The 26,607-nt window shown below is 51.2% G+C and carries 34 protein-coding genes; 26 read left to right on the forward strand and 8 right to left on the reverse strand.

From position 1 onward, the window contains the following. Positions 1–15 precede the first annotated feature (15 nt). Both pabA and argD read left to right on the forward strand, forming a co-directional pair. A complete protein-coding gene (gene pabA, locus A1WG_RS11215; RefSeq protein WP_000601889.1) occupies positions 16–579 on the forward strand; it encodes an aminodeoxychorismate synthase component 2 in 564 nt (187 codons plus the stop codon). Positions 580–664: 85 nt separating this feature from the next. Further along, positions 665–1,885 carry a bifunctional acetylornithine/succinyldiaminopimelate transaminase gene (argD, locus tag A1WG_RS11210; protein ID WP_000190011.1) on the forward strand — a complete coding sequence of 407 codons (1,221 nt, stop codon included), beginning with the start codon at positions 665–667 and terminating at the stop codon, positions 1,883–1,885. Between the two features lie 109 nt (positions 1,886–1,994). On the opposite strand, the gene A1WG_RS11205 is transcribed toward argD, so the two are convergent. Together A1WG_RS11205 and crp are read right to left on the reverse strand one after the other, a co-directional pair. After that, a complete protein-coding gene (locus A1WG_RS11205) occupies positions 1,995–4,085 on the reverse strand; it encodes a YccS/YhfK family putative transporter (RefSeq protein ID WP_001517208.1) in 2,091 nt (696 codons plus the stop codon). Positions 4,086–4,135: 50 nt separating this feature from the next. Beyond that, on the reverse strand, positions 4,136–4,768 hold the full coding sequence (gene crp / locus A1WG_RS11200; protein ID WP_000242755.1) for a cAMP-activated global transcriptional regulator CRP: 633 nt from the start codon (positions 4,766–4,768) through the stop codon (positions 4,136–4,138). A gap of 301 nt (positions 4,769–5,069) precedes the next feature. On the opposite strand from crp, the gene A1WG_RS11195 reads away from it, so the two are divergent. Beyond that, positions 5,070–5,474 (forward strand): OsmC family protein, encoded by a 405-nt coding sequence (locus A1WG_RS11195; RefSeq protein ID WP_001517207.1) that lies wholly within the window; start codon positions 5,070–5,072, stop codon positions 5,472–5,474. Between the two features lie 54 nt (positions 5,475–5,528). Here the strand turns inward: A1WG_RS11195 and A1WG_RS11190 are convergent, their stop codons facing one another. The 4 genes from A1WG_RS11190 to A1WG_RS11175 are packed head-to-tail and all read right to left on the reverse strand — an operon-like array spanning position 5,529 to position 9,599. After that, positions 5,529–6,398: a phosphoribulokinase gene (locus A1WG_RS11190; protein ID WP_001274686.1), complete on the reverse strand. Its 870-nt coding sequence runs from the start codon at positions 6,396–6,398 to the stop codon at positions 5,529–5,531. A gap of 53 nt (positions 6,399–6,451) precedes the next feature. Next, positions 6,452–6,670 carry a YheU family protein gene (locus tag A1WG_RS11185; RefSeq protein WP_000907082.1) on the reverse strand — a complete coding sequence of 73 codons (219 nt, stop codon included), beginning with the start codon at positions 6,668–6,670 and terminating at the stop codon, positions 6,452–6,454. After that, on the reverse strand, positions 6,664–7,686 hold the full coding sequence (locus A1WG_RS11180) for a hydrolase (protein ID WP_001517206.1): 1,023 nt from the start codon (positions 7,684–7,686) through the stop codon (positions 6,664–6,666). Before A1WG_RS11180 ends, A1WG_RS11185 begins: the two co-directional genes overlap by 7 nt. Then, positions 7,686–9,599, reverse strand: coding sequence for an ABC transporter ATP-binding protein (locus A1WG_RS11175; RefSeq protein ID WP_000634831.1), 1,914 nt, complete (start codon positions 9,597–9,599; stop codon positions 7,686–7,688). Before A1WG_RS11175 ends, A1WG_RS11180 begins: the two co-directional genes overlap by 1 nt. A 129-nt stretch (positions 9,600–9,728) precedes the next feature. On the opposite strand from A1WG_RS11175, the gene kefG reads away from it, so the two are divergent. The 4 genes from kefG (at position 9,729) to slyD (ending at position 12,980) form a co-directional block, all read left to right on the forward strand. Continuing rightward, on the forward strand, positions 9,729–10,280 hold the full coding sequence (kefG, locus tag A1WG_RS11170) for a glutathione-regulated potassium-efflux system ancillary protein KefG (RefSeq protein WP_001517205.1): 552 nt from the start codon (positions 9,729–9,731) through the stop codon (positions 10,278–10,280). After that, positions 10,280–12,085, forward strand: a complete 1,806-nt coding sequence (gene kefB, locus A1WG_RS11165) for a glutathione-regulated potassium-efflux system protein KefB (RefSeq protein ID WP_000399145.1) — start codon at positions 10,280–10,282, stop codon at positions 12,083–12,085. Before kefG ends, kefB begins: the two co-directional genes overlap by 1 nt. Positions 12,086–12,094: 9 nt before the next feature. Further along, positions 12,095–12,295 (forward strand): YheV family putative zinc ribbon protein, encoded by a 201-nt coding sequence (locus A1WG_RS11160; protein WP_001007731.1) that lies wholly within the window; start codon positions 12,095–12,097, stop codon positions 12,293–12,295. Between the two features lie 94 nt (positions 12,296–12,389). Beyond that, positions 12,390–12,980: a peptidylprolyl isomerase gene (gene slyD, locus A1WG_RS11155; RefSeq protein WP_000861334.1), complete on the forward strand. Its 591-nt coding sequence runs from the start codon at positions 12,390–12,392 to the stop codon at positions 12,978–12,980. 48 nt (positions 12,981–13,028) lie between these two features. Here slyD and A1WG_RS11150 read toward each other — a convergent pair whose 3' ends face one another. Next, a complete protein-coding gene (locus A1WG_RS11150; RefSeq protein WP_001153620.1) occupies positions 13,029–13,247 on the reverse strand; it encodes a protein SlyX in 219 nt (72 codons plus the stop codon). Between the two features lie 219 nt (positions 13,248–13,466). On the opposite strand from A1WG_RS11150, the gene fkpA reads away from it, so the two are divergent. The 11 genes from fkpA (at position 13,467) to bfr (ending at position 21,667) form a co-directional block, all read left to right on the forward strand. After that, positions 13,467–14,279, forward strand: coding sequence for an FKBP-type peptidyl-prolyl cis-trans isomerase (gene fkpA / locus A1WG_RS11145; RefSeq protein ID WP_000838277.1), 813 nt, complete (start codon positions 13,467–13,469; stop codon positions 14,277–14,279). A 166-nt stretch (positions 14,280–14,445) separates the two neighbouring features. After that, a complete protein-coding gene (locus A1WG_RS11140) occupies positions 14,446–15,168 on the forward strand; it encodes a helix-turn-helix transcriptional regulator (protein WP_000091466.1) in 723 nt (240 codons plus the stop codon). After that, positions 15,168–15,554: a sulfurtransferase complex subunit TusD gene (tusD, locus tag A1WG_RS11135; protein ID WP_001209699.1), complete on the forward strand. Its 387-nt coding sequence runs from the start codon at positions 15,168–15,170 to the stop codon at positions 15,552–15,554. The genes A1WG_RS11140 and tusD overlap by 1 nt, the downstream gene beginning before the upstream one ends. Beyond that, positions 15,554–15,913, forward strand: a complete 360-nt coding sequence (gene tusC / locus A1WG_RS11130) for a sulfurtransferase complex subunit TusC (protein WP_001517204.1) — start codon at positions 15,554–15,556, stop codon at positions 15,911–15,913. The genes tusD and tusC overlap by 1 nt, the downstream gene beginning before the upstream one ends. 7 nt (positions 15,914–15,920) lie before the next feature. Next, positions 15,921–16,208 (forward strand): sulfurtransferase complex subunit TusB, encoded by a 288-nt coding sequence (tusB, locus tag A1WG_RS11125; protein ID WP_000903393.1) that lies wholly within the window; start codon positions 15,921–15,923, stop codon positions 16,206–16,208. A gap of 125 nt (positions 16,209–16,333) precedes the next feature. Continuing rightward, positions 16,334–16,708 carry a 30S ribosomal protein S12 gene (rpsL, locus tag A1WG_RS11120; protein ID WP_000246815.1) on the forward strand — a complete coding sequence of 125 codons (375 nt, stop codon included), beginning with the start codon at positions 16,334–16,336 and terminating at the stop codon, positions 16,706–16,708. A 95-nt stretch (positions 16,709–16,803) separates the two neighbouring features. After that, positions 16,804–17,274 carry a 30S ribosomal protein S7 gene (gene rpsG / locus A1WG_RS11115; RefSeq protein WP_001138043.1) on the forward strand — a complete coding sequence of 157 codons (471 nt, stop codon included), beginning with the start codon at positions 16,804–16,806 and terminating at the stop codon, positions 17,272–17,274. A 96-nt stretch (positions 17,275–17,370) separates the two neighbouring features. Continuing rightward, positions 17,371–19,485 (forward strand): elongation factor G, encoded by a 2,115-nt coding sequence (gene fusA, locus A1WG_RS11110; protein WP_000124700.1) that lies wholly within the window; start codon positions 17,371–17,373, stop codon positions 19,483–19,485. A 70-nt stretch (positions 19,486–19,555) separates the two neighbouring features. Then, positions 19,556–20,740 (forward strand): elongation factor Tu, encoded by a 1,185-nt coding sequence (gene tuf / locus A1WG_RS11105; RefSeq protein WP_000031784.1) that lies wholly within the window; start codon positions 19,556–19,558, stop codon positions 20,738–20,740. 183 nt (positions 20,741–20,923) lie between these two features. Beyond that, positions 20,924–21,118 carry a bacterioferritin-associated ferredoxin gene (gene bfd / locus A1WG_RS11100; RefSeq protein WP_000289090.1) on the forward strand — a complete coding sequence of 65 codons (195 nt, stop codon included), beginning with the start codon at positions 20,924–20,926 and terminating at the stop codon, positions 21,116–21,118. 72 nt (positions 21,119–21,190) lie between these two features. After that, positions 21,191–21,667 (forward strand): bacterioferritin, encoded by a 477-nt coding sequence (gene bfr, locus A1WG_RS11095; protein ID WP_001517203.1) that lies wholly within the window; start codon positions 21,191–21,193, stop codon positions 21,665–21,667. Here bfr and A1WG_RS11090 read toward each other — a convergent pair. Continuing rightward, positions 21,664–22,131, reverse strand: a complete 468-nt coding sequence (locus tag A1WG_RS11090; protein ID WP_001517202.1) for a prepilin peptidase — start codon at positions 22,129–22,131, stop codon at positions 21,664–21,666. The genes bfr and A1WG_RS11090 overlap by 4 nt on opposite strands. A 378-nt stretch (positions 22,132–22,509) precedes the next feature. On the opposite strand from A1WG_RS11090, the gene rpsJ reads away from it, so the two are divergent. Genes rpsJ through rpsC form a run of 8 tightly spaced genes read left to right on the forward strand, consistent with a single transcriptional unit; the run spans position 22,510 to position 26,598 of the window. Further along, positions 22,510–22,821 carry a 30S ribosomal protein S10 gene (gene rpsJ / locus A1WG_RS11085; RefSeq protein ID WP_001181004.1) on the forward strand — a complete coding sequence of 104 codons (312 nt, stop codon included), beginning with the start codon at positions 22,510–22,512 and terminating at the stop codon, positions 22,819–22,821. Positions 22,822–22,853: 32 nt separating this feature from the next. Beyond that, a complete protein-coding gene (gene rplC / locus A1WG_RS11080; protein WP_000579833.1) occupies positions 22,854–23,483 on the forward strand; it encodes a 50S ribosomal protein L3 in 630 nt (209 codons plus the stop codon). Positions 23,484–23,493: 10 nt separating this feature from the next. Beyond that, positions 23,494–24,099, forward strand: coding sequence for a 50S ribosomal protein L4 (rplD, locus tag A1WG_RS11075; protein WP_000424395.1), 606 nt, complete (start codon positions 23,494–23,496; stop codon positions 24,097–24,099). Further along, positions 24,096–24,398, forward strand: a complete 303-nt coding sequence (rplW, locus tag A1WG_RS11070) for a 50S ribosomal protein L23 (RefSeq protein WP_000617544.1) — start codon at positions 24,096–24,098, stop codon at positions 24,396–24,398. The genes rplD and rplW overlap by 4 nt, the downstream gene beginning before the upstream one ends. 17 nt (positions 24,399–24,415) lie before the next feature. Next, complete coding sequence (gene rplB / locus A1WG_RS11065) at positions 24,416–25,237, forward strand: 50S ribosomal protein L2 (protein WP_000301864.1); 822 nt, start codon at positions 24,416–24,418, stop codon at positions 25,235–25,237. 16 nt (positions 25,238–25,253) lie between these two features. Next, positions 25,254–25,532: a 30S ribosomal protein S19 gene (gene rpsS / locus A1WG_RS11060; protein ID WP_001138117.1), complete on the forward strand. Its 279-nt coding sequence runs from the start codon at positions 25,254–25,256 to the stop codon at positions 25,530–25,532. Positions 25,533–25,546: 14 nt separating this feature from the next. Further along, positions 25,547–25,879 carry a 50S ribosomal protein L22 gene (gene rplV / locus A1WG_RS11055; RefSeq protein WP_000447529.1) on the forward strand — a complete coding sequence of 111 codons (333 nt, stop codon included), beginning with the start codon at positions 25,547–25,549 and terminating at the stop codon, positions 25,877–25,879. Between the two features lie 17 nt (positions 25,880–25,896). Further along, positions 25,897–26,598, forward strand: coding sequence for a 30S ribosomal protein S3 (gene rpsC / locus A1WG_RS11050; RefSeq protein WP_000529945.1), 702 nt, complete (start codon positions 25,897–25,899; stop codon positions 26,596–26,598). Positions 26,599–26,607 lie beyond the last annotated feature (9 nt).

Genomic DNA, 26,607 nt, shown 5'->3' on the forward strand with positions numbered 1-26,607 from the left:
CGTACCGGAGCCGCCATGATCCTGCTTATTGATAACTACGATTCTTTCACCTGGAACCTCTACCAGTATTTTTGTGAACTGGGGACGGATGTGCTGGTTAAGCGCAACGATGCGTTGACGCTGACGGATATTGACGCCCTTAAACCGCAGAAAATTGTCATATCGCCTGGACCCTGTACGCCAGATGAAGCCGGGATTTCCCTTGAGGTTATTCGTCACTATGCCGGACGGTTGCCGATTCTTGGCGTTTGCCTGGGGCATCAGGCGATGGCGCAGGTTTTCGGCGCTAAAGTGGTACGCGCCGCAAAGGTAATGCACGGCAAAACCTCACCCATTACGCATAACGGCGAAGGCGTATTTCAGGGGCTGGCAAATCCATTAACCGTGACGCGCTACCATTCACTGGTGGTGGACCCCGACTCGCTGCCGGAGTGTTTTGAAGTGACCGCCTGGAGCGAGACCCACGAGATTATGGGGATTCGCCATCGCCAGTGGGATCTCGAAGGGGTGCAATTTCATCCGGAAAGTATTCTTAGCGAACAGGGGCATCAGTTGCTGGCTAATTTCCTGCATCGCTGATTTCTGGTTGCCATTTAATGATTTTTTATGCATATTTTGTGATTATAATTTCATAATGATTTATGCGTAACAGGGTGATCATGAGATGGCAACTGAACAAACAGCAATTACACGCGCGACTTTCGATGAAGTGATTCTGCCGATTTATGCACCGGCAGAGTTTATTCCAGTAAAAGGCCAGGGTAGCCGAATCTGGGATCAACAGGGTAAGGAGTATGTCGATTTCGCGGGGGGGATTGCGGTTACGGCGTTAGGTCATTGCCATCCGGCGCTGGTGGAAGCGTTAAAAACCCAGGGCGAAACCTTGTGGCATATCAGCAACGTTTTCACCAATGAACCAGCATTACGTCTTGGGCGTAAACTGATTGAGGCAACCTTTGCCGAACGAGTGGTGTTTATGAACTCCGGGACGGAAGCCAACGAAACTGCCTTTAAACTGGCACGTCATTACGCTTGTGTGCGCCATAGCCCGTTCAAAACCAAAATTATTGCCTTCCATAACGCCTTTCATGGCCGATCATTGTTTACCGTCTCGGTGGGCGGCCAGCCGAAATATTCTGACGGCTTTGGGCCAAAACCGGCAGACATTATTCATGTTCCCTTTAACGATCTCCACGCGGTGAAAGCAGTGATGGATGATCATACCTGCGCAGTGGTTGTTGAGCCGATTCAGGGCGAGGGCGGCGTGACGGCTGCGACGCCGGAGTTTCTGCAGGGCTTGCGTGAACTGTGCGATCAACATCAGGCATTGCTGGTATTTGATGAAGTGCAGTGCGGGATGGGGCGGACAGGCGATTTATTTGCCTATATGCACTACGGCGTGACGCCGGATATTCTGACCTCCGCCAAAGCGTTAGGCGGTGGTTTCCCGATTAGCACCATGCTGACCACGGCGGAGATTGCGTCTGCGTTTCATCCTGGCTCGCACGGTTCCACCTACGGTGGTAATCCACTAGCCTGTGCGGTCGCTGGGGCGGCGTTTGATATCATCAATACGCCGGTCGTGCTGGAAGGCATTCAGGCGAAACGTCAGCGTTTTGTTGAGCATTTGCAGAAGATTGATCAGCAGTACGATGTGTTTAGCGATATTCGCGGCATGGGGCTGTTGATTGGTGCGGAGTTGAAACCACAATACAAAGGTAAGGCGCGTGATTTCCTTTATGCGGGTGCGGATGCAGGTGTAATGGTGCTGAACGCCGGACCAGATGTGGTGCGTTTTGCGCCGTCGCTGGTGGTGGAAGATGCGGATATCGACGAAGGGATGCAGCGTTTTGCCCGCGCAGTGGCGAAGGTGATTGCGGCGTAAAACGGGAGTAAGCCTGATAAGACGCGGTAAGCGTCGCACCAGGCAAAGGGCGTCGGATACGGCGTATGTGCCTTATCTGACCCTCGATTTTGTTCTGGCGATGAATAAATTACGCCTTCGAATCCCGCAACTTGCGACTCAACCAAATCCCGTGGTGTGGTCGCTGCCGCCAGGCCATTGCTGAAATGGTGTGCATCGTATTCAGATGGCCAATAACGCGTTGTAAATGCTGCTCCAGCGTGCCGGACGCACCTTCGTGTGGCAGCATCTCTGGCGAGTCGATGATATTGGCGTCACCAGAACTACCCGGTTCATCATATTCCAGTCGTTGCTGACAACGCTGAATGGCGATTTCACAAGACTGCAAGTACTCCTGCGCCAGTTCCGGCGGCAATGACCGGTGTTCCCGCGCCAGTGTGGTCATGGCATTGATATGTTCAACAATAAACTGACTATGTGTTACCCACAGTTTCATGTCTGCCAGATAATGGCTGTTAAACGCCGGTTCCTGCATCGCCTGATTCAGCGAGTTATACAGGGTGTTATGCGCCTGATTCACCCGCATTCGCTGCCAGGCAAGTGGCGTGGGTTGCGGATCTTTACTGAGGATCAGACGAATAGCTTCCTGGTAAGTTTCTAAGGCGTCATGGGCGTTCTTGCGCAGTAAACCACTCTGCCACTGCGGCCACAGCCATACCGTGCCACCGAAGGCAATCAGACAGCCGATGATGGTATCAATGAGGCGTGGGATGATGTATTGCTCACCATTCAGCCACAGCAGTTGCAGGGTATACACAGCGGTAATGGTAAAACCGACCGTCGCCCAGCCGTAGTTCTTACGCAATATCAGATAGCTGGCGAGCGTGGTAATCAGCATCAATGTCAGGGTGTAACCTTCGGGAATTTTAAAGTGCAGCGCAACACCCGCAATGATTAACCCGACCACGGTTCCCACAGAACGATTCACAATCCGCAGGCGAGTAGCGCCATAACCATTTTGCGTCACCAATAATACCGTCATTAATATCCAATAGGATTTCGGCAAATGCAGCGCGGTGCCCATCAGGCTGGCAACACTTAGCATCACACTCAATCGTCCGGCATTACGCAGCGCTGGCGATTTCAGGGAAAGATAGCTTTTCAGCGCCGGGAGTAACGGCATTCGCCGCTGTTTATCTGCCAGCAGATCGCGGGCATAAAGTGGTTTTTGCGTTCGTAGCACGCGGGCGATGCGACTAAAGTGCCAGTAGCAAAATTGTCCCACGGGGTTATCCGGATGCTGGCGGGCGATTTTTTCCAGCGCGCCAATTTGCTTATCCATCGTAAAACGTGTCGGCAGGCGATGATAAAGAATGTCATCAGCCAGCACGCGCAGGCGGGCGGCGACAGTTTGTGCATTCCAGCGGATAACTTCCTCCGCATGGCTCCGCTCGACCAGCTTTTGCACCTCTTCCGGCTGATGCAAACTGACCGAGATATGTTCCTGTAAGTCCAGCGCCTCCTGGAAAATACGCAGCATCCGCTTGTAGTCCGTATTATTTTGCGCGGAAAGCATATGCATTTGCTGATAACACTGGGTAATTAAATCGACCGCTTTTTGCTGACGCACCAACAATGGTGGCAGAGCATTTTCGGGATCGGTGTGCTGAGTAAGCAGGCTGTATTTGGCTTCACAGTAATCCGCCAGTTCACGGTACAGCAGGCTAAGCGACTCGCGTAACGGTTGCTCACGCCAGAGCCAGAACCAGAACCAGTTAAACAGTCCATACCAGAGCGTGCCTAACGCGTAGATGAGCAACGGTTCCCAGACCGGCATATATCCCGCCAGACTGAGGGTAAAAATGGCGGCGAGTAGCGATGCGGGAAGTAATTTTGCGTGCAATGGCCCTAACTCAGCAGTGACGCCAAGTATCAACGTTAACCCCGTCAGCAGAAAGGGTAGGGGGATATCTTTTTCCAGCAGCAGTTGCGTTAGCAAGCTACAAGTGGCAAACAGCGACGCACCAATGATTAAGCGTTTGAAAAAACGCTTATGAGGAGTATCAAGCCCCGCAATATTGCAACAGGCGGGGACGAGAGAAAAGAGCAGCCCGAGTCTTAATTCGCCAAGCAATAGACCAACGGCCACGGGCAAACATAGCACCAGTGTTTGTCGTAGTGCGTAGTTGATGTCGGGATGATAAATCAGTCTGCGCCACATCGGCTTAAACAAAACGGCGCGCTACCAGGTAACGCGCCACTCCGATGGGATCAACGGGTGCCGTAAACGACGATGGTTTTTCCGTGTGCAGAGATCAGGTTCTGATCTTCCAGCATCTTCAGAATACGTCCCACGGTTTCACGAGAACAGCCAACAATCTGACCGATTTCCTGACGGGTAATTTTGATTTGCATACCGTCCGGGTGAGTCATGGCATCGGGTTGTTTCGCCAGATTCAGCAGTGTCTGTGCAATACGACCTGTAACGTCGAGGAATGCCAGGTTGCCCACTTTCTCTGAAGTGACTTGCAGACGACGCGCCATCTGTGCGGAGAGACGCATCAGAATATCCGGGTTCACCTGAATTAATTGACGGAATTTTTTGTAGGAAATCTCAGCTACTTCACAGGCGGTTTTCGCACGTACCCATGCGCTACGTTCCTGGCCTTCTTCAAACAGGCCCAATTCGCCAATAAAATCACCCTGATTCAGATAGGAGAGGATCATTTCTTTACCCTCCTCGTCTTTAATCAGCACTGCCACAGAGCCTTTAACGATGTAATACAGCGTTTCCGCTTTTTCACCCTGGTGAATAAGCGTGCTCTTGGATGGGTACTTATGAATGTGGCAATGAGACAAGAACCATTCGAGAGTCGGGTCTGTTTGCGGTTTGCCAAGCACCATGCGCGGTTATCCTCTGTTATAAGCTTTCTCCAGAGCCAGAAAACGCCGCTGTCTCTGGATTGCCGAAATGTGCTTCCCGCTACCTGGGAAGGGGCTATCAACTGAACTGCACGGTAATGTGACGTCCTTTACATACATGCAGTACATCAATGTATTACTGTAGCATCCTGACTGTTTTAGCATAGCTTTCGCGTTGTGTCTCCTGGTGTCTCGCTTCAGCATGACCCAGGTCGCCTTCCGTTGCGCGATTTGGTCAGTACGCGTACTCTGTCAGGAAAATTGACGCAATGGAGTTCCGATTATGCAAGCGCGTGTGAAGTGGGTCGAAGGGTTAACTTTTTTGGGCGAGTCCGCCTCGGGTCACCAGATTTTAATGGACGGTAACTCTGGCGATAAAGCGCCAAGTCCGATGGAAATGGTGTTGATGGCGGCAGGCGGTTGCAGCGCCATTGATGTGGTTTCTATCCTGCAAAAAGGGCGTCAGGATGTGGTCGATTGTGAAGTAAAATTGACCTCTGAACGTCGCGAAGAGGCACCGCGCCTGTTTACGCACATCAATTTGCATTTTATCGTCACAGGTCGCGACCTGAAGGACGCGGCGGTTTCGCGAGCGGTGGATCTCTCTGCCGAGAAGTATTGTTCGGTAGCGCTGATGCTAGAGAAAGCCGTGAATATTACCCACTCCTATGAAGTGATAGCCGCGTGATTTAATGATTAAAATATGATGCCGGATATTATTTTATCCGGCATATAAGAACATTTACTCGATTTTCTTCCCTTCCATCAGTCGTTGTACCAGCGGCAGCATAATTAACTCCATTGCCAGACCCATTTTACCTCCCGGCACCACTAACGTATTGATGTGGGAAATGAATGAGCCTTGTAACATCGCCAGCAGCCAGGGGAAATCGATCCCTTCCAGATTACGAAAATGAATCACCACAAAACTTTCATCCAACGACGGGATGCCTTTTGCAGCGAAAGGGTTAGACGTGTCAACAGTGGGGACGCGCTGGAAGTTGATATGAGTGCGGGAAAACTGCGGCGTGATGTAGTTGATATAGTCTTCCATTGAGCGCACTACCGAGTCCATCACTGCTTCTCGTGAGTGTCCGCGCTCGCCAGTATCGCGGATGAGTTTTTGAATCCACTCCAGGTTAACGATAGGCACGACCCCAACCAATAAATCTACATGCTGCGCGACGTTATGTTGTGGCGTAACCACGCCGCCGTGCAATCCTTCATAAAACAGCACATCGGTCGGTTCTGGCAGCGCCTGCCACGGGGTAAACGTACCGGGCACCTGGTTCCACGGCACGGCTTCATCGTAGGTGTGCAGATATTTGCGCGACTGGCCTTTGCCGCTCAGCCCGTATTCAGTGAAGGTTTGTTCCAGCAGGCCGAAGTCGTTGGCCTCGGGACCGAAGTAGCTGATATGCCGCCCGGCATCGCGCGCTTTGCGGATCGCCATGTCCATTTCCGGGCGGGTGTAACGGTGAAAACTGTCGCCTTCCACCTCGGCTGCATGCAGATTTAACTGCGCGAATATTTTACGAAACGCGAGGCTGGTGGTGGTGGTCCCCGCGCCGCTGGATCCTGTTACTGCAATGACCGGATGTTTGGCAGACATAGTAACTCCATGACCTGGCTATCATTATTATCTTGTCCGCCGACGGTTGCAGGTTATTCGCGAAACTGACTACGCGGCATGATATTGACCGTTTCGTGCAGCTCCGACCATACCAGCACCGCTTCTCCGCATTGTAGCTGGCGTTTGACGTCGGCGGTTTTCTGTTCAAGTGTACGCTCATGTTCACCATAATCTGTGCCTTCGCGTAACACAAAACTTTCAATTAAATTTTCCAGCGTTTCGGGGGAGAGGTCTTGCCAGGGAATCAACATGATTTCGCCTCCAGATACATTGATAACCAGTCAGGAATGCGTGACTCAAGCCACATTTGCGGGTGGAGTAACGTACCGCTAATGAAGCCAACGTGACCGCCATGTTCGGTCAGTTGATACTCCACCGGCGTGGGTAAATTTTCCGGTTTAGGGATCACCTGATGATCCATAAACGGATCGTCTTTGGCATGAATAATTAGCGTCGGTTTGGCGATCCGATTGAGCAGCGGCATGGCGCTACACTGACGATAATAGTCGATGGCGTCGGCATAGCCGTGAATTTTGGCGGTGATCAGATCGTCAAATTCGCGGATGCGGCGCACCGATTTCAACTGCGAGAGATCTATCGGCAGTGTTCCGGGGTACGCCTTCAGTTTACGCGCTGCATTGGCTTTTAACAGATTCACCAGGTAACGCTGATAAACGCGGGAGAAGCCTTTATCCATGTGATAGCTACAGGCTTCCAGCATAAACGGCGCGGAGACAATTACCGCCGCCTCAATCGGGACGTCATTGCCTTCTTTAGCCAGCAGACAAGCCAGCATATTACCGCCAAGCGAATAGCCCACGGCAGCCGTTGGCGCATGACCAAATTCGCGTTGTAGCCAGCGTAAAAACCAACTGGCATCTTCCGTCTCACCAGAGTGATAAATGCGGTGCATCCGGTTTGGTTCACCGCTACAACCGCGAAAATGCATCACTACGCCAAGCCAACCACGCTTTTGCGCTGCCTCGACCAGACCATGTGCGTAAGGGCTATTCAGACTGCCTTCGAGACCATGAAAAACCACCAGACGCGGTTTATGTTGCGCTTGTGTGGGATCTTCACTCCACGCGAGATCGACAAAATCACCGTCAGGCAATTCCAGCCGCTGCCAGTGTGGGGTGAATTTCACCTGACGACGAAACAGACGCGGTAGCATGGTTTGCAAATGGCAATTACTGAAGCCGCGCATGGGGGTGAATTCAGCACTACTGCTGGCGTCGTTAAGATCGGTCGTCGTTACTTGCGCCATTAGTTGCTTTGGCCTTCCAGCAGCATTTGTTCCAGTTGCTCCTGGGCTTCCAGCCATGCCATTTCGCACTCTTCCAGCCCGGATTTGGCGCTGGCTTGCTGTTGCAGACAAGCGGTCAGTTCTGCTTTACGGCTCTGGTCGTATAGCTCGCTGTCGCCCAATTTTTCTTCTGCCTGTGCCAGTTGTGCATTCAGCTTTTCCATCTCTTTTTCCAGACGGGCGATTTCTTTACGTAGCGGCTGGGTTTGCGCACGCAGCTCTGCTTCCCGACGCTTCTGATCTTTACGTGCCTGGGCGCTGTTAGCGTTTTCTTTCGGCGCTTCGTCAGATTGGTTTTCCTGCTTCTGAACGTCGCTCAACCACTGTTGATAATCCTCCAGATCGCCATCGAACGGTTCGACTTTACGATCGTGAACCAGATAGAGATCGTCAGTGGTGGAACGCAGTAAGTGACGGTCGTGCGAAACGACAACCAGCGCGCCTTCAAACTCGATCAACGCTTCGGTTAGTGCCTGGCGCATGTCGAGGTCAAGGTGGTTGGTCGGTTCGTCGAGCAGCAGCAGATTCGGACGCTGCCAGACGATCAGCGCCAGCACCAGCCGTGCTTTTTCCCCACCGGAGAAACGGCGGGTTTCTTCCGTTACTTTATCGCCCTGGAAACCAAAGCCGCCGAGGTAGTCTCGCAGTTTTTGTTCCAGCTCTTGCGGTGCTAAACGCGCCAGATGTTGAATGGGCGATTCATCTGCGCGCAGGTATTCCAGTTGATGCTGGGCGAAGTAACCGAGTTTAATCCCTTTCGCCAGGCCAATTTCACCGCTAATCGGCGCAAGTTCACCGGCTAACAATTTGATTAATGTTGATTTACCTGCGCCGTTGCGGCCTAACAGACCAATGCGCGAACCGGGGACCAGATTCAGTTTGATCGAGTCGAGAATAATGCGATCGCCATAACCCGCGCTGACCTTTTCCATCTTCAGCAATGGATTAGGCAGGCTTTCCGGCGCGCGGAAGCTAAAACGGAAAGGGTTATCGACGTGCGCGGGGGCAATCAGCTCCATGCGCTCGAGCATCTTAATGCGGCTCTGGGCTTGCTTCGCTTTGGTGGCTTTGGCGCGGAAACGGTCGATATAACTTTGCAGATGCGCCACGCGCTCCTGCTGGCTTTCGTACATCGCCTGTTGCTGCGCCAGACGGGTGGCGCGCTGCACTTCAAACGAACTGTAGTTGCCGGTGTACTCGAACATGCTTTGCTGTTCGATATGAATGATTTTATCGACGATCGGATCGAGGAAGTCACGGTCGTGAGAGATAAGGATCAGCGTGCCCTGATAGCTCTTCAGCCATTTTTCCAGCCAGATAACTGCATCGAGATCGAGGTGGTTAGTCGGTTCGTCGAGCAGTAGCAAGTCTGAACGGCAAATCAGTGCCTGGGCGAGGTTAAGGCGCATTCGCCAGCCACCAGAGAAATCGCTCACCGGATACTCCAGTTGCTCATTGCTGAAACCGAGGCCATGCAGCAGGCTGGCGGCGCGGGAGCGAATACTCCACGCGTCGATAGCATCCAGCTTGCCGTGAATGGTCGCAATGGCATGTCCGTCGTTACGTTCGTTAGCATCCTGAAGTTGCGCTTCCAGTTGGCGATATTCGCGGTCGCCATCAATGACATATTCCAGTGCCGCTTGCGGTAGCGCCGGCGTTTCCTGATTCACCCACGCCAGTTGCCAGCTACCAGGAAAGGTGTAGCTGCCGCCATCGGCGCTGATTTCATTTTTCAGCAATGCCAGTAGGGTAGATTTACCGCAGCCGTTTTTACCCACCAGGCCGACTTTCTGGCCAGGGTTAATAGTGGCGGTGGCATTATCCAGCAGGACGCGCACGCCGCGACGAATTTGTAACGAGGAGAAAACAATCATAAGGCGCCGTATGTTCAGACTATGTTAAATTATCATTATGATAATGTAGTGTATGGGCGAGCTGCCGCTCCGGGCGCAATGGTAGCCCAAAACAGCGACTATACACAAAACCATACCGGGAGGGGGATGATGTCTCAGCCAGCGAAAGTTTTGCTGCTGTATGCCCATCCGGAATCTCAGGACTCGGTGGCAAACCGGGTACTGCTTAAACCGGCCACGCAGCTCAGCAATGTTACCGTGCACGACCTTTACGCGCACTATCCCGATTTTTTTATTGATATTCCCCGTGAGCAGGCATTACTGCGTGAGCACGAGGTGATTGTTTTTCAGCATCCGCTTTATACCTACAGTTGCCCGGCGTTACTGAAAGAGTGGCTTGACCGGGTGTTAAGCCGTGGGTTTGCCAGCGGGCCGGGAGGAAACCAACTGGCGGGAAAGTACTGGCGTAGCGTGATCACCACCGGCGAACCAGAAAGTGCCTACCGTTATGACGCGCTGAATCGTTATCCGATGAGCGATGTTCTGCGCCCCTTTGAACTGGCGGCGGGCATGTGCCGGATGCATTGGTTAAGCCCCATCATTATTTACTGGGCGAGACGGCAAAGCGCACAGGAGCTGGCGAGTCACGCCAGAGCCTACAGCGACTGGCTGGCAAATCCGCTGCCCGTGGGAGGTCGCTGATGGAAGGTTCCGATTTTTTACTTGCAGGAGTGCTGTTTCTCTTCGCGGCGGTGGCTGCGGTGCCACTGGCATCGCGGCTGGGCATTGGTGCGGTGTTGGGATATTTGCTGGCTGGAATTGCGATTGGTCCGTGGGGACTGGGGTTTATTAGCGACGTCGATGAGATCCTCCACTTTTCGGAACTTGGCGTGGTGTTCCTGATGTTTATCATCGGGCTCGAGTTGAATCCTTCCAAGCTCTGGCAATTGCGGCGCTCCATTTTTGGCGTCGGCGCAGCGCAGGTGCTGTTAAGCGCGGCGTTGCTGGCAGGATTATTGATGCTGACGGATTTCGCCTGGCAGGCGGCAGTTGTGGGGGGAATTGGTCTGGCGATGTCTTCAACCGCAATGGCGTTGCAGCTAATGCGCGAGAAAGGGATGAATCGCAGCGAATCCGGTCAGTTAGGTTTCTCGGTGTTGCTGTTTCAGGATCTGGCGGTGATCCCGGCGCTGGCGTTAGTGCCGTTATTGGCGGGATCGGCAGACGAACATTTCGACTGGATGAAGGTCGGCATGAAGGTGCTGGCGTTTGTCGGCATGTTGATCGGCGGGCGCTATTTGCTGCGCCCGGTATTTCGCTTTATTGCGGCTTCAGGTGTGCGGGAAGTATTCACCGCCGCGACGTTACTGCTGGTGCTGGGGTCTGCGTTATTTATGGATGCGCTGGGGCTGTCGATGGCGCTCGGTACGTTTATTGCGGGCGTGTTGCTGGCGGAGAGCGAATATCGCCATGAACTGGAAACGGCTATCGATCCGTTTAAAGGCTTGCTGCTTGGACTGTTTTTTATCTCCGTCGGGATGTCGCTCAACCTTGGGGTGCTTTATACCCATCTTCTGTGGGTGGTGATAAGTGTGGTTGTGCTGGTAGCGGTGAAAATTCTCGTGCTGTATCTGCTGGCGAGGTTGTATGGCGTGCGCAGCTCCGAGCGGATGCAGTTTGCTGGTGTGCTGAGTCAGGGCGGTGAGTTTGCCTTTGTGCTCTTTTCTACAGCCTCTTCACAACGATTGTTTCAGGGCGATCAGATGGCGCTGTTGTTGGTGACAGTTACACTTTCCATGATGACCACACCGCTGTTGATGAAGCTTGTGGATAAGTGGCTATCCCGCCAGTTCAACGCCCCGGAAGAAGAGGATGAAAAACCGTGGGTAAACGATGATAAACCGCAAGTGATTGTGGTGGGCTTCGGACGTTTTGGTCAGGTGATTGGTCGTTTGCTGATGGCGAATAAAATGCGCATTACCGTGCTGGAGCGGGATATCAGCGCGGTTAACCTGATGCGCAAATATGGCTACAAAGTATATTACGGCGACGCTACGCAAGTTGACCTGTTGCGCTCTGCGGGTGCAGAAGCCGCAGAATCCATCGTCATTACCTGCAATGAACCGGAAGACACCATGAAACTGGTGGAAATATGCCAGCAACACTTCCCGCATTTGCATATTCTTGCGCGAGCGCGCGGACGTGTGGAAGCGCATGAGTTATTACAGGCAGGGGTGACGCAGTTTTCCCGTGAAACATTCTCCAGTGCGTTAGAGCTGGGGCGCAAAACGCTGGTTACGCTTGGGATGCACCCGCATCAGGCACAGCGGGCACAGCTCCATTTTCGTCGCCTGGATATGCGTATGTTGCGGGAGTTAATCCCGATGCATGCCGATACCGTACAAATTTCTCGCGCCAGGGAAGCCCGACGCGAACTGGAAGAGATTTTCCAGCGTGAGATGCAACAAGAACGACGTCAGTTCGACGGCTGGGATGAATTTGAGTAGAGGGTGAATATGGCAATACGAAAACGCTTTATCGCTGGTGCAAAATGTCCAGCCTGTCAGGCGCAGGATTCAATGGCGATGTGGCGCGAAAATAATATTGATATTGTTGAATGCGTTAAGTGCGGACACCAAATGCGGGAAGCGGATAAAGAAGCCCGCGATCACGTTCGCAAAGATGAGCAAGTTATCGGGATTTTTTATCCGGACTAGCGATATGCGCTGAGTTTTTTTAAGCTAGTGAGTACACGGCTGCAGAATTCCGCTACAATCTGCGCCACAATTCTTCCCATGCTCAGGAGATATCATGAAAGTAGCAAAAGACCTGGTGGTCAGCCTGGCCTATCAGGTACGTACAGAAGACGGTGTGTTGGTTGATGAGTCTCCGGTGAGTGCGCCGCTGGACTACCTGCATGGTCACGGTTCCCTGATCTCTGGCCTGGAAACGGCGCTGGAAGGTCATGAAGTTGGCGACAAATTTGATGTCGCTGTTGGCGCGAACGACGCTTACGGTCAGTACGACGAAAACCTGGTTCAGCGCGTTCCTAAAGACGTATTTATGGGCGTTGACGAACTGCAGGTGGGTATGCGCTTCCTGGCTGAAACCGACCAGGGTCCAGTACCGGTTGAAATCACTGCCGTTGAAGACGATCACGTTGTGGTTGACGGTAACCACATGCTGGCTGGTCAGAATCTGAAATTCAACGTTGAAGTTGTGGCGATTCGTGAAGCGACCGAAGAGGAACTGGCTCACGGTCACGTTCATGGTGCGCACGATCATCACCACGATCACGACCACGACGGTTGCTGCGGCGGTCATGGCCACGATCACGGTCATGAACACGGTGGCGAAGGTTGCTGTGGCGGTAAAGGTAACGGCGGTTGCGGTTGCCACTAAGGCAGAACAGGTGACAAAAAAGCGGGGAATTCCCCGCTTTTTTTCGCCTCAATAGTGCGGAGGTGGCGTTTCTTCAGCCTGTGACGCGATGTTCGACGGCTGACTGGCTTTTAACTTCTCGGTCAGCAGACGCAGATGATCGCGCAGTTTTGCCATCTCCATTTCATGAGCGGTCACCGTGACGTTCAGTTCTTCAATGGTGATTTCCTGAAAAGCCAGTCGGCTCTCCAGCTCTGCCAGGCGTGCTTCCATTGATAAATCCTGCATGATTCACCTCTTTTGTCGAATGGTCGCCGCGGATTCTACTTAACTTTGTTGCCAGAGACAGCACTCATTTTGTGGCATCGAAACTAATTTAAACAAAAAGAGTCTGAAAATAGATGATAATAGGGCGTGTCTGTATGTAGATTTATCCGACAACGCTTTATAGTACCCTTCTGATAATAGTTAACCCTGGGGTGAGATGCCCCGATCCTGGAGATATGGATGAAATCACTGTTTAAAGTAACGCTGCTGGCGACCACAATGGCTGTTGCCCTGCATACACCAATCACTTTTGCTGCCGAAGCGGCGAAACCTGCTACAACTGCTGACAGCAAAGCAGCGTTCAAAAATGACGATCAGAAATCAGCTTACGCACTGGGCGCTTCGCTGGGTCGTTACATGGAAAATTCTCTGAAAGAACAAGAAAAGTTGGGCATTAAACTGGATAAAGATCAGCTGATCGCTGGCGTTCAGGATGCATTTGCTGATAAGAGCAAACTTTCCGATCAAGAGATCGAACAGACTCTGCAAGCGTTTGAAGCACGCGTGAAATCCTCCGCTCAGGCGAAGATGGAAAAAGATGCGGCTGATAACGAAGCGAAAGGTAAAGAGTACCGCGAGAAATTTGCCAAAGAGAAAGGTGTGAAAACCTCTTCTACTGGCCTGGTGTATCAAGTCCTGGATGCCGGTAAAGGTGAAGCACCGAAAGACAGCGACACTGTTGTGGTGAACTACAAAGGTACGCTGATCGACGGTAAAGAGTTCGATAACTCTTACACCCGTGGTGAACCGCTCTCCTTCCGTCTGGATGGTGTAATCCCGGGCTGGACTGAAGGTCTGAAGAACATTAAGAAAGGCGGCAAGATTAAGCTGGTTATTCCACCAGAACTGGCTTACGGCAAAGCGGGTGTTCCGGGGATCCCACCGAATTCTACCCTGGTGTTTGACGTAGAGCTGCTGGATGTGAAACCAGCGCCGAAGGCTGATACGAAGCCAGAAGCAGATGCTAAAGCAGCAGATTCTGCTAAAAAATAAGCATTAAAAACCGCCGCCTGACCAGGCGGCGGTTTTTTTATTGCAGGCCGGATATAATTAGTGCTGGAAAGCGGAACCTCCGCTGTATTAATTTAATTACCCGCATCATTAATGAGCCTGCCCTGAAAAGTTAACGACAGGCTCCTGAAAAGGAGTGTTTTTTTTCATGTCCAGGTCGCTTTTAACCAACGAAACCAGTGAGTTGGATTTACTGGATCAACGTCCTTTCGACCAGACCGATTTTGATATTCTGAAATCCTACGAAGCGGTGGTGGACGGGTTAGCGATGCTCATTGGCTCCCACTGTGAAATCGTTTTGCACTCTTTGCAGGATTTAAAATGTTCAGCCATTCGTATTGCCAACGGTGAACATACAGGCCGGAAGATTGGTTCGCCAATTACCGATCTGGCGCTGCGTATGCTGCACGATATGACGGGGGCGGATAGCAGCGTTTCTAAATGCTACTTTACTCGCGCCAAAAGCGGAGTATTAATGAAGTCCCTGACAATCGCCATTCGTAACCGCGAACAGCGAGTGATTGGTCTGCTATGTATCAATATGAATCTTGATGTTCCTTTCTCGCAGATTATGAGCACTTTTGTGCCGCCAGAAACCCCGGATGTCGGTTCAAGCGTCAACTTTGCCTCTTCTGTTGAAGATCTGGTTACCCAAACGCTGGAGTTCACCATTGAAGAAGTGAACGCCGATCGCAATGTTTCTAATAACGCCAAAAATCGCCAGATCGTGCTGAATCTTTACGAGAAAGGCATCTTCGACATCAAAGACGCGATCAACCAGGTGGCTGACCGTCTGAATATCTCCAAACATACTGTCTATCTCTATATCCGTCAGTTCAAGAGCGGTGATTTCCAGGGGCAAGATAAGTAATGCGTTTTGCCATCGTGGTAACCGGGCCAGCATACGGTACGCAACAGGCGAGTAGTGCTTTTCAGTTTGCGCAGGCGCTGATAGCCGAAGGTCATGAGCTGAGTAGCGTCTTTTTCTACCGGGAAGGTGTCTACAACGCCAACCAGTTGACCTCTCCCGCGAGTGATGAATTTGACCTTGTGCGCGGCTGGCAGCAATTGAATACACAACACGGCGTGATGCTGAATATCTGTGTGGCGGCAGCATTACGTCGCGGTATTGTCGATGAAACTGAGGCTGGAAGATTAGGTCTGGCATCAGCTAATCTCCAGCCGGGCTTTACCTTAAGTGGCCTTGGCGCTCTGGCGGAAGCCTCGCTGACCTGCGACAGAGTGGTACAGTTCTGATGAAACGAATTGCGTTTGTCTTTTCTACTGCACCTCACGGCACTGCGGCTGGCCGTGAAGGATTAGATGCATTACTCGCAACCTCCGCATTAACTGACGATATTGCAGTTTTCTTTATTGCCGATGGCGTTTTTCAAATTCTGCCAGGCCAAAAGCCCGATGTAGTGCTGGCGCGTGATTACATCGCTACCTTTAAACTGCTGGGGCTTTACGACATTGAACAGTGTTGGGTTTGTGCGGCTTCACTACGTGAACGCGGGTTAAATCCGGAGACACCATTGGTCGTGGAAGCCACGCCGCTCGAAGCTGAAACATTACGTCGTGAGCTTGGCAATTATGATGTTATTTTAAGATTTTGAGGCGTCCATGCTGCACACATTACATCGCTCCCCCTGGTTGACGGATTTTTCTGCACTGCTGCGTCTGCTCGGTGAGGGCGACGAACTGCTGTTATTGCAGGATGGCGTAACTGCCGCAGTTGACGGTAACCGCTACCTTGAAAGTCTACGTAATGCCCCCATTAAGGTCTATGCCCTGAACGAAGACCTCATTGCTCGCGGTTTGAGTGGTCAAATTTCGAACGATATCATCCGAATTGACTATACTGATTTCGTCAGACTTACGGTTAAGCACACCAGTCAGATGGCCTGGTGACGGCGAGATCGTTGTATATTTCTTGACACCTTTTCGACACCGCCCTAAAATTCGGCGTCCTCATATTGTGTGAGGACGTTTTATTACGTGTTTACGAAGCAAAAGCTAAAACCAGGAGCTATTTAATGGCAACAGTTAACCAGCTGGTACGCAAACCACGTGCTCGCAAAGTTGCGAAAAGCAACGTGCCTGCGCTGGAAGCATGCCCGCAAAAACGTGGCGTATGTACTCGTGTATATACTACCACTCCTAAAAAACCGAACTCCGCACTGCGTAAAGTATGCCGTGTTCGTCTGACTAACGGTTTCGAAGTGACTTCCTACATCGGTGGTGAAGGTCACAACTTGCAGGAACACTCCGTGATCCTGATCCGTGGCGGTCGTGTTAAAGACCTCCCGGGTGTTCGTTACCACACCGTACGTGGTGCGCTTGACTGCTCCGGCGTTAAAGACCGTAAGCAGGCTCGTTCCAAGTATGGCGTGAAGCGTCCTAAGGCTTAATGGTTCTCCGTTAAGTAAGGCCAAACGTTTTAAATTAATGTCAAACTAAACTCGTAGAGTTTTGGACAATCCTGAATTAACAACGGAGTATTTCCATGCCACGTCGTCGCGTCATTGGTCAGCGTAAAATTCTGCCAGATCCGAAGTTCGGATCAGAACTGCTGGCTAAATTTGTAAATATCCTGATGGTAGATGGTAAAAAATCTACTGCTGAATCTATCGTATACAGCGCGCTGGAGACCCTGGCTCAGCGTTCTGGTAAATCTGAACTGGAAGCATTCGAAGTAGCTCTCGAAAACGTGCGCCCGACTGTCGAAGTTAAGTCTCGCCGCGTTGGTGGTTCTACTTATCAGGTCCCAGTTGAAGTCCGTCCGGTTCGTCGTAATGCTCTGGCAATGCGTTGGATCGTTGAAGCTGCTCGTAAACGCGGTGATAAATCCATGGCTCTGCGCCTGGCGAACGAACTTTCCGATGCTGCAGAAAACAAAGGCACTGCAGTTAAGAAACGTGAAGACGTTCACCGTATGGCCGAAGCCAACAAGGCGTTCGCACACTACCGTTGGTAATCCCTTCGGAGTTTTAGTCACCAGGCGGGCGCTTCCAGTAAGCAGCCCGCTTTGGGCTACTTAAATTGAACGCCTAAAAGATAAACGAGGAAACAAATGGCTCGTACAACACCCATCGCACGCTACCGTAACATTGGTATCAGTGCGCACATCGACGCCGGTAAAACCACTACTACCGAACGTATTCTGTTCTACACCGGTGTAAACCATAAAATCGGTGAAGTTCATGACGGCGCTGCAACCATGGACTGGATGGAGCAGGAGCAGGAACGTGGTATTACCATCACTTCCGCTGCGACTACTGCATTCTGGTCTGGTATGGCTAAGCAGTATGAGCCGCATCGCATCAACATCATCGACACCCCGGGGCACGTTGACTTCACAATCGAAGTAGAACGTTCCATGCGTGTTCTCGATGGTGCGGTAATGGTTTACTGCGCAGTTGGTGGTGTTCAGCCGCAGTCTGAAACCGTATGGCGTCAGGCAAACAAATATAAAGTTCCGCGCATTGCGTTCGTTAACAAAATGGACCGCATGGGTGCGAACTTCCTGAAAGTTGTTAACCAGATCAAAACCCGTCTGGGCGCGAACCCGGTTCCGCTGCAGTTGGCGATTGGTGCTGAAGAACATTTCACCGGTGTTGTTGACCTGGTGAAAATGAAAGCTATCAACTGGAACGATGCTGACCAGGGCGTAACCTTCGAATACGAAGATATCCCGGCAGACATGGTTGAACTGGCTAACGAATGGCACCAGAACCTGATCGAATCCGCGGCTGAAGCTTCTGAAGAGCTGATGGAAAAATACCTGGGTGGTGAAGAACTGACTGAAGCAGAAATCAAAGGTGCTCTGCGTCAGCGCGTTCTGAACAACGAAATCATCCTGGTAACCTGTGGTTCTGCGTTCAAGAACAAAGGTGTTCAGGCGATGCTGGATGCGGTAATTGATTACCTGCCATCCCCGGTTGACGTACCTGCGATCAACGGTATCCTGGACGACGGTAAAGACACTCCGGCTGAACGTCACGCAAGTGATGACGAGCCGTTCTCTGCACTGGCGTTCAAAATTGCTACCGACCCGTTTGTTGGTAACCTGACCTTCTTCCGTGTGTACTCCGGTGTGGTTAACTCTGGTGATACCGTACTGAACTCCGTGAAAGCTGCACGTGAGCGTTTCGGCCGTATCGTTCAGATGCATGCTAACAAACGTGAAGAGATCAAAGAAGTTCGCGCGGGCGACATCGCTGCTGCAATCGGTCTGAAAGACGTAACCACTGGTGACACCCTGTGTGACCCGGATGCGCCGATCATTCTGGAACGTATGGAATTCCCTGAGCCGGTAATCTCCATCGCAGTAGAACCGAAAACCAAAGCTGACCAGGAAAAAATGGGTCTGGCTCTGGGCCGTCTGGCTAAAGAAGACCCGTCTTTCCGTGTATGGACTGACGAAGAATCTAACCAGACCATCATCGCGGGTATGGGTGAGCTGCACCTCGACATCATCGTTGACCGTATGAAGCGTGAATTCAACGTTGAAGCGAACGTAGGTAAACCGCAGGTTGCTTACCGTGAAACTATCCGCCAGAAAGTTACCGATGTTGAAGGTAAACACGCGAAACAGTCTGGTGGTCGTGGTCAGTATGGTCATGTTGTTATCGACATGTACCCGCTGGAGCCGGGTTCAAACCCGAAAGGCTACGAGTTCATCAACGACATTAAAGGTGGTGTAATCCCTGGCGAATACATCCCGGCCGTTGATAAAGGTATCCAGGAACAACTGAAAGCTGGCCCGCTGGCAGGCTACCCGGTAGTAGACATGGGTATTCGTCTGCACTTCGGTTCTTACCATGACGTTGACTCCTCTGAACTGGCGTTTAAACTGGCTGCTTCTATCGCCTTTAAAGAAGGCTTTAAGAAAGCGAAACCAGTTCTGCTTGAGCCGATCATGAAGGTTGAAGTAGAAACTCCTGAAGAGAACACCGGTGACGTTATCGGTGACTTGAGCCGTCGTCGTGGTATGCTCAAAGGTCAGGAATCTGAAGTTACTGGCGTTAAGATCCACGCTGAAGTACCGCTGTCTGAAATGTTCGGATATGCAACTCAGCTGCGCTCTCTGACCAAAGGTCGCGCATCATACACTATGGAATTCCTGAAGTATGATGAAGCGCCGAGTAACGTTGCTCAGGCCGTAATTGAAGCCCGTGGTAAATAAGCCTCAGGGTTAATACCAAAGTCCCGTGCTCTCTCCTGAAGGGGAGAGCACTATAGTAAGGAATATAGCCGTGTCTAAAGAAAAATTTGAACGTACAAAACCGCACGTTAACGTTGGTACTATCGGCCACGTTGACCACGGTAAAACTACTCTGACCGCTGCAATCACCACCGTACTGGCTAAAACCTACGGCGGTGCTGCTCGTGCATTCGACCAGATCGATAACGCGCCGGAAGAAAAAGCTCGTGGTATCACCATCAACACTTCTCACGTTGAATACGACACCCCGACCCGTCACTACGCACACGTAGACTGCCCGGGGCACGCCGACTATGTTAAAAACATGATCACTGGTGCTGCTCAGATGGACGGCGCGATCCTGGTTGTTGCTGCGACTGACGGCCCGATGCCGCAGACCCGTGAGCACATCCTGCTGGGTCGTCAGGTAGGCGTTCCGTACATCATCGTGTTCCTGAACAAATGCGACATGGTTGATGACGAAGAGCTGCTGGAACTGGTTGAAATGGAAGTTCGTGAACTTCTGTCTCAGTACGATTTCCCGGGCGACGACACTCCGATCGTTCGTGGTTCTGCACTGAAAGCGCTGGAAGGCGACGCAGAGTGGGAAGCGAAAATCCTGGAACTGGCTGGCTTCCTGGATTCTTACATTCCGGAACCAGAGCGTGCGATTGACAAGCCGTTCCTGCTGCCGATCGAAGACGTATTCTCCATCTCCGGTCGTGGTACTGTTGTTACCGGTCGTGTGGAACGCGGTATCATCAAAGTTGGCGAAGAAGTTGAAATCGTTGGTATCAAAGAGACTCAGAAGTCTACCTGTACTGGCGTTGAAATGTTCCGCAAACTGCTGGACGAAGGCCGTGCTGGTGAGAACGTAGGTGTTCTGCTGCGTGGTATCAAACGTGAAGAAATCGAACGTGGTCAGGTACTGGCTAAGCCGGGCACCATCAAGCCGCACACCAAGTTCGAATCTGAAGTGTACATTCTGTCCAAAGATGAAGGCGGCCGTCATACTCCGTTCTTCAAAGGCTACCGTCCGCAGTTCTACTTCCGTACTACTGACGTGACTGGTACTATCGAACTGCCGGAAGGCGTAGAGATGGTAATGCCGGGCGACAACATCAAAATGGTTGTTACCCTGATCCACCCGATCGCGATGGACGACGGTCTGCGTTTCGCAATCCGTGAAGGCGGCCGTACTGTTGGCGCGGGCGTTGTAGCTAAAGTTCTGAGCTAATTACTCGTTAATTAGTTTTGAATTGAAAAGGGCGCTTCGGCGCCCTTTTTGCTGTCCGTAATTTATTCTGGAAATATTTAGTCGTAATTCTTGCTCGCTGTACCGTGGTGCAAATAAAATTGTGCTATTGTAATCATAACTATTCTCATTTACACTTTGCGCAGAATTTGAACGGGAGTAATCATGTACGTTTGTTTGTGTAATGGTGTAAGTGACAAAAAAATTCGTCAGGCGGTACGTCAATTTCATCCTCAGTCTTTTCAACAATTACGTAAGTTTATTCCTGTGGGAAATCAATGTGGTAAGTGCATTCGCGCCGCACGCGAAGTGATGCAGGATGAGTTGATGCAGATGCCCGAATTTAAAGAGATTGCCTGAAGCCCGCGCTTATTTTTTGACATCCCGCTAGCCCCATCTACGCTCTAATAGTGGAAGCGGAGGGACTATAAAATGAAAGGTGATGTTAAAATCATAAATTATCTCAATAAACTATTGGGAAATGAGCTTGTCGCAATCAATCAGTATTTTCTTCATGCCCGGATGTTTAAAAACTGGGGCCTGATGCGCCTTAATAACGTCGAATACCATGAATCCATCGATGAGATGAAACACGCTGATAAATATATCGAGCGTATTTTATTCTTAGAAGGAATCCCCAATTTACAGGATCTGGGTAAGCTGGGAATAGGTGAAGATGTCGAAGAGATGCTGCAGTCCGACCTGCGTTTAGAGTTGGAAGGGGCAAAGGATCTTCGTGAGGCCATCGCCTACGCCGACAATGTCCGTGACTATGTCAGCCGCGATATGATGATCGAAATTCTTGCTGATGAAGAAGGCCATATTGACTGGCTAGAAACTGAACTTGATCTCATTGATAAAATAGGCCTACAGAATTACCTGCAATCACAAATTAAAGTTAATGATTAACTGCCCGTCAGCAGACTATCCCAGCCTACAACGAAACCCGCAGCCGCCAGAAATGGTCCGAAAGGCAGCGGGTTTTTTAATGATGCTTTTCCCCTCATGAGCACACCAATAACAACAGCTCCGCAGGCGAATGACGCAGCAAGAAAAACCAGCCGTGGCAGAAATGCCCATGTATGCCAGGCTCCGAGGGCTGCGAGAAACTTCACATCGCCATAGCCTAATCCTTCTTTATGGCGCAGTATGCGATAACCCCAGTAGATAATGGCGAATGCACCGTAACCGATAATGGCCCCCCATAACGCATCGGCTAAACCGCTAGGGTGACAAATTTGATAAAAAAGAAGCCCGGACCAGAGTAATGGGCAGGTAAACCTGTCAGGCAGCAAGCCATGTTTTGCATCATAGAAAAAAAGCAGGGACGATAAACAAATGTATAAAATCAGAAAAGGAAAGGTGGCATCCATAAAGCATCCTCTGTAAATGGAGTATCACCTTCGAATAAGTCCAGATAATCAGCAACAAAGAATTGCCGACTTTGTTAACCTGGTTCCGGCGAAAAATTCTCTCTTCACAACCTTACATATTTGGTGGAATGTAGTTCGCAATATGCTCACTACGATTAATTTCTACGCGATGCTTGCGTCAGGCTCAGATTTACGTATAATGCGCGGGCTTGTCGTAGTTGACAGCAGGTTCAATCTGAACCTCAGTTAGCTGATTTTGGCTACCTAACAATGCTCCCAATCGGGGAGCTACGTAAGAACGGTTACACTCTCCCATCAATCGTAATGGGTCTGAGGAGTAATCATTTTCGTTTATAAAATAATTGGAGCTCTGGTCTCATGCAGAACCAAAGAATCCGTATCCGCCTGAAAGCGTTTGATCATCGTCTGATCGATCAAGCAACCGCGGAAATCGTCGAGACTGCCAAGCGCACTGGTGCGCAGGTCCGTGGTCCGATCCCGCTGCCGACACGCAAAGAGCGCTTCACTGTTCTGATCTCTCCGCACGTCAACAAAGACGCGCGTGATCAGTACGAAATCCGTACTCACTTGCGTCTGGTTGACATCGTTGAGCCAACCGAGAAAACCGTTGATGCTCTGATGCGTCTGGATCTGGCTGCCGGTGTAGACGTGCAGATCAGCCTGGGTTAATCAGGTCATTGAGCGATTGAGAGGTTGAAACAATGATTGGTTTAGTCGGTAAAAAAGTGGGTATGACCCGTATCTTCACAGAAGACGGCGTTTCTATCCCAGTAACCGTAATCGAAGTTGAAGCAAACCGCGTTACTCAGGTTAAAGACCTGGCTAACGATGGCTACCGTGCTATTCAGGTAACCACCGGTGCTAAAAAAGCTAACCGTGTGACCAAGCCTGAAGCTGGCCACTTTGCTAAAGCTGGCGTAGAAGCTGGCCGTGGTCTGTGGGAATTCCGCCTGGCTGAAGGCGAAGAGTTCACTGTAGGTCAGAGCATTAGCGTTGAACTGTTTGCTGACGTTAAAAAAGTTGACGTAACTGGCACCTCTAAAGGTAAAGGTTTCGCAGGTACCGTTAAGCGCTGGAACTTCCGTACCCAGGATGCTACTCACGGTAACTCCTTGTCTCACCGCGTACCGGGTTCTATCGGTCAGAACCAGACTCCGGGCAAAGTGTTCAAAGGCAAGAAAATGGCAGGTCAGATGGGTAACGAACGTGTAACCGTTCAGAGCCTTGACGTAGTACGCGTTGACGCTGAGCGCAACCTGCTGCTGGTGAAAGGTGCTGTCCCGGGTGCAACCGGTAGCGACCTGATCGTTAAACCAGCTGTGAAGGCGTAAGGAGATAGCAATGGAATTAGTATTGAAAGACGCGCAGAGCGCGCTGACTGTTTCCGAAACTACCTTCGGTCGTGATTTCAACGAAGCGCTGGTTCACCAGGTTGTTGTTGCTTATGCAGCCGGTGCTCGTCAGGGTACTCGTGCTCAGAAGACTCGTGCTGAAGTAACTGGTTCCGGTAAAAAACCGTGGCGCCAGAAAGGCACCGGCCGTGCGCGTTCTGGTTCTATCAAGAGCCCGATTTGGCGTTCTGGTGGCGTGACCTTCGCTGCTCGTCCGCAGGACCACAGTCAAAAAGTTAACAAGAAGATGTACCGCGGCGCGCTGAAAAGCATCCTGTCCGAACTGGTACGTCAGGATCGTCTGATCGTTGTCGAGAAGTTCTCTGTAGAAGCACCGAAAACTAAGCTGCTGGCACAGAAACTGAAAGACATGGCTCTGGAAGATGTGCTGATCATCACCGGTGAGCTGGACGAGAACCTGTTCCTGGCTGCGCGCAACCTGCACAAGGTTGACGTACGCGATGCAACTGGTATCGACCCGGTTAGCCTGATCGCCTTCGACAAAGTCGTAATGACTGCTGATGCTGTTAAGCAAGTTGAGGAGATGCTGGCATGATTCGTGAAGAACGTCTGCTGAAGGTGCTGCGTGCACCGCACGTTTCTGAAAAAGCGTCTACTGCGATGGAAAAATCTAACACCATCGTGCTCAAAGTTGCTAAAGACGCGACCAAAGCAGAAATCAAAGCTGCTGTGCAGAAACTGTTTGAAGTCGAAGTCGAAGTCGTTAACACCCTGGTTGTTAAAGGGAAAGTTAAACGTCACGGACAGCGTATCGGTCGTCGTAGCGACTGGAAAAAAGCTTACGTCACCCTGAAAGAAGGCCAGAACCTGGACTTCGTTGGCGGCGCTGAGTAAGTCGGAGGAGTAATACAATGGCAGTTGTTAAATGTAAACCGACATCTCCGGGTCGTCGCCACGTTGTTAAAGTGGTTAACCCTGAGCTGCACAAGGGCAAACCTTTTGCTCCGTTGCTGGAAAAAAACAGCAAATCCGGTGGTCGTAACAACAATGGCCGTATCACCACTCGTCATATCGGTGGTGGCCACAAGCAGGCTTACCGTATTGTTGACTTCAAACGCAACAAAGACGGTATTCCGGCAGTTGTTGAACGTCTTGAGTACGATCCGAACCGTTCCGCGAACATCGCGCTGGTTCTGTACAAAGACGGTGAGCGCCGTTACATCCTGGCCCCTAAAGGCCTGAAAGCTGGCGACCAGATTCAGTCTGGCGTTGATGCTGCAATCAAACCAGGCAACACTCTGCCGATGCGCAACATCCCGGTTGGTTCTACTGTTCACAACGTAGAAATGAAACCAGGTAAAGGCGGTCAGCTGGCACGTTCCGCTGGTACTTACGTTCAGATCGTTGCTCGCGACGGTGCTTATGTCACCCTGCGTCTGCGTTCTGGTGAAATGCGTAAAGTAGAAGCAGACTGCCGCGCTACTCTGGGCGAAGTTGGCAATGCTGAGCATATGCTGCGCGTTCTGGGTAAAGCAGGTGCTGCACGCTGGCGTGGTGTTCGTCCTACCGTTCGCGGTACGGCGATGAACCCGGTAGACCACCCACATGGTGGTGGTGAAGGTCGTAACTTTGGTAAGCACCCGGTAACTCCGTGGGGCGTTCAGACCAAAGGTAAGAAGACCCGCAGCAACAAGCGTACTGATAAATTTATCGTACGTCGCCGTAGCAAATAATTTTAGAGGATAAGCCATGCCACGTTCTCTCAAGAAAGGTCCTTTTATTGACCTGCACTTGCTGAAGAAGGTAGAGAAAGCGGTGGAAAGCGGAGACAAGAAGCCCCTGCGCACTTGGTCCCGTCGTTCAACGATCTTTCCTAACATGATCGGTTTGACCATCGCTGTCCATAATGGTCGTCAGCACGTTCCGGTATTTGTAACCGACGAAATGGTTGGTCACAAACTGGGTGAATTCGCACCGACTCGTACTTATCGCGGCCATGCTGCTGATAAAAAAGCGAAAAAGAAATAAGGTAGGAGGAAGAGATGGAAACTATCGCTAAACATCGCCATGCTCGTTCTTCTGCTCAGAAGGTTCGCCTTGTTGCTGACCTGATTCGCGGTAAGAAAGTGTCGCAGGCTCTGGATATTCTGACCTACACCAACAAGAAAGCGGCTGTACTGGTCAAGAAAGTTCTGGAATCTGCCATTGCTAACGCTGAACACAACGATGGCGCTGACATTGACGATCTGAAAGTTACGAAAATTTTCGTAGACGAAGGCCCGAGCATGAAGCGCATTATGCCGCGTGCAAAAGGTCGTGCAGATCGCATCCTGAAGCGCACCAGCCACATCACTGTGGTTGTGTCCGATCGCTGAGACTCTGGAGACTAGCAATGGGTCAGAAAGTACATCCTAATGGTATTCGCCTGGGTATTGTAAAACCATGGAACTCTACCTGGTTTGCGAACACCAAAGAATTCGCTGACAACCTGGACAGCGATTTTAAAGTACGTCAGTACCTGACTAAGGAACTGGCTAAAGCGTCCGTATCTCGTATCGTTATCGAGCGTCCGGCTAAGAGCATCCGTGTAACCATTCACACTGCTCGCCCGGGTATCGTTATCGGTAAGAAAGGTGAAGACGTAGAAAAACTGCGTAAGGTCGTAGCGGACATCGCTGGCGTTCCTGCACAGATCAACATCGCCGAAGTTCGTAAGCCTGAACTGGACGCAAAACTGGTTGCTGACAGCATCACTTCTCAGCTGGAACGTCGCGTTATGTTCCGTCGTGCTATGAAGCGTGCTGTACAGAACGCAATGCGTCTGGGCGCTAAAGGTATCAAAGTTGAAGTTAGCGGCCGTCTGGGCGGCGCGGAAATCGCACGTACCGAATGGTACCGCGAAGGTCGCGTACCGCTGCACACTCTGCGTGCTGACATCGACTACAACACCTCCGAAGCGCACACCACTTACGGTGTAATCGGCGTTAAAGTGTGGATCTTCAAAGGCGAGATCCTGGGTGGTATGGCTGCTGTTGAACAACCGGAAAAACCGGCTGCTCAGCCTAAAAAGCAGCAGCGTAAAGGCCGTAAATAAGGAGCGTCG

It is taken from the genome of Escherichia sp. KTE96 (assembly GCF_000408525.1).
Lineage (GTDB): Bacteria > Pseudomonadota > Gammaproteobacteria > Enterobacterales > Enterobacteriaceae > Escherichia > Escherichia marmotae.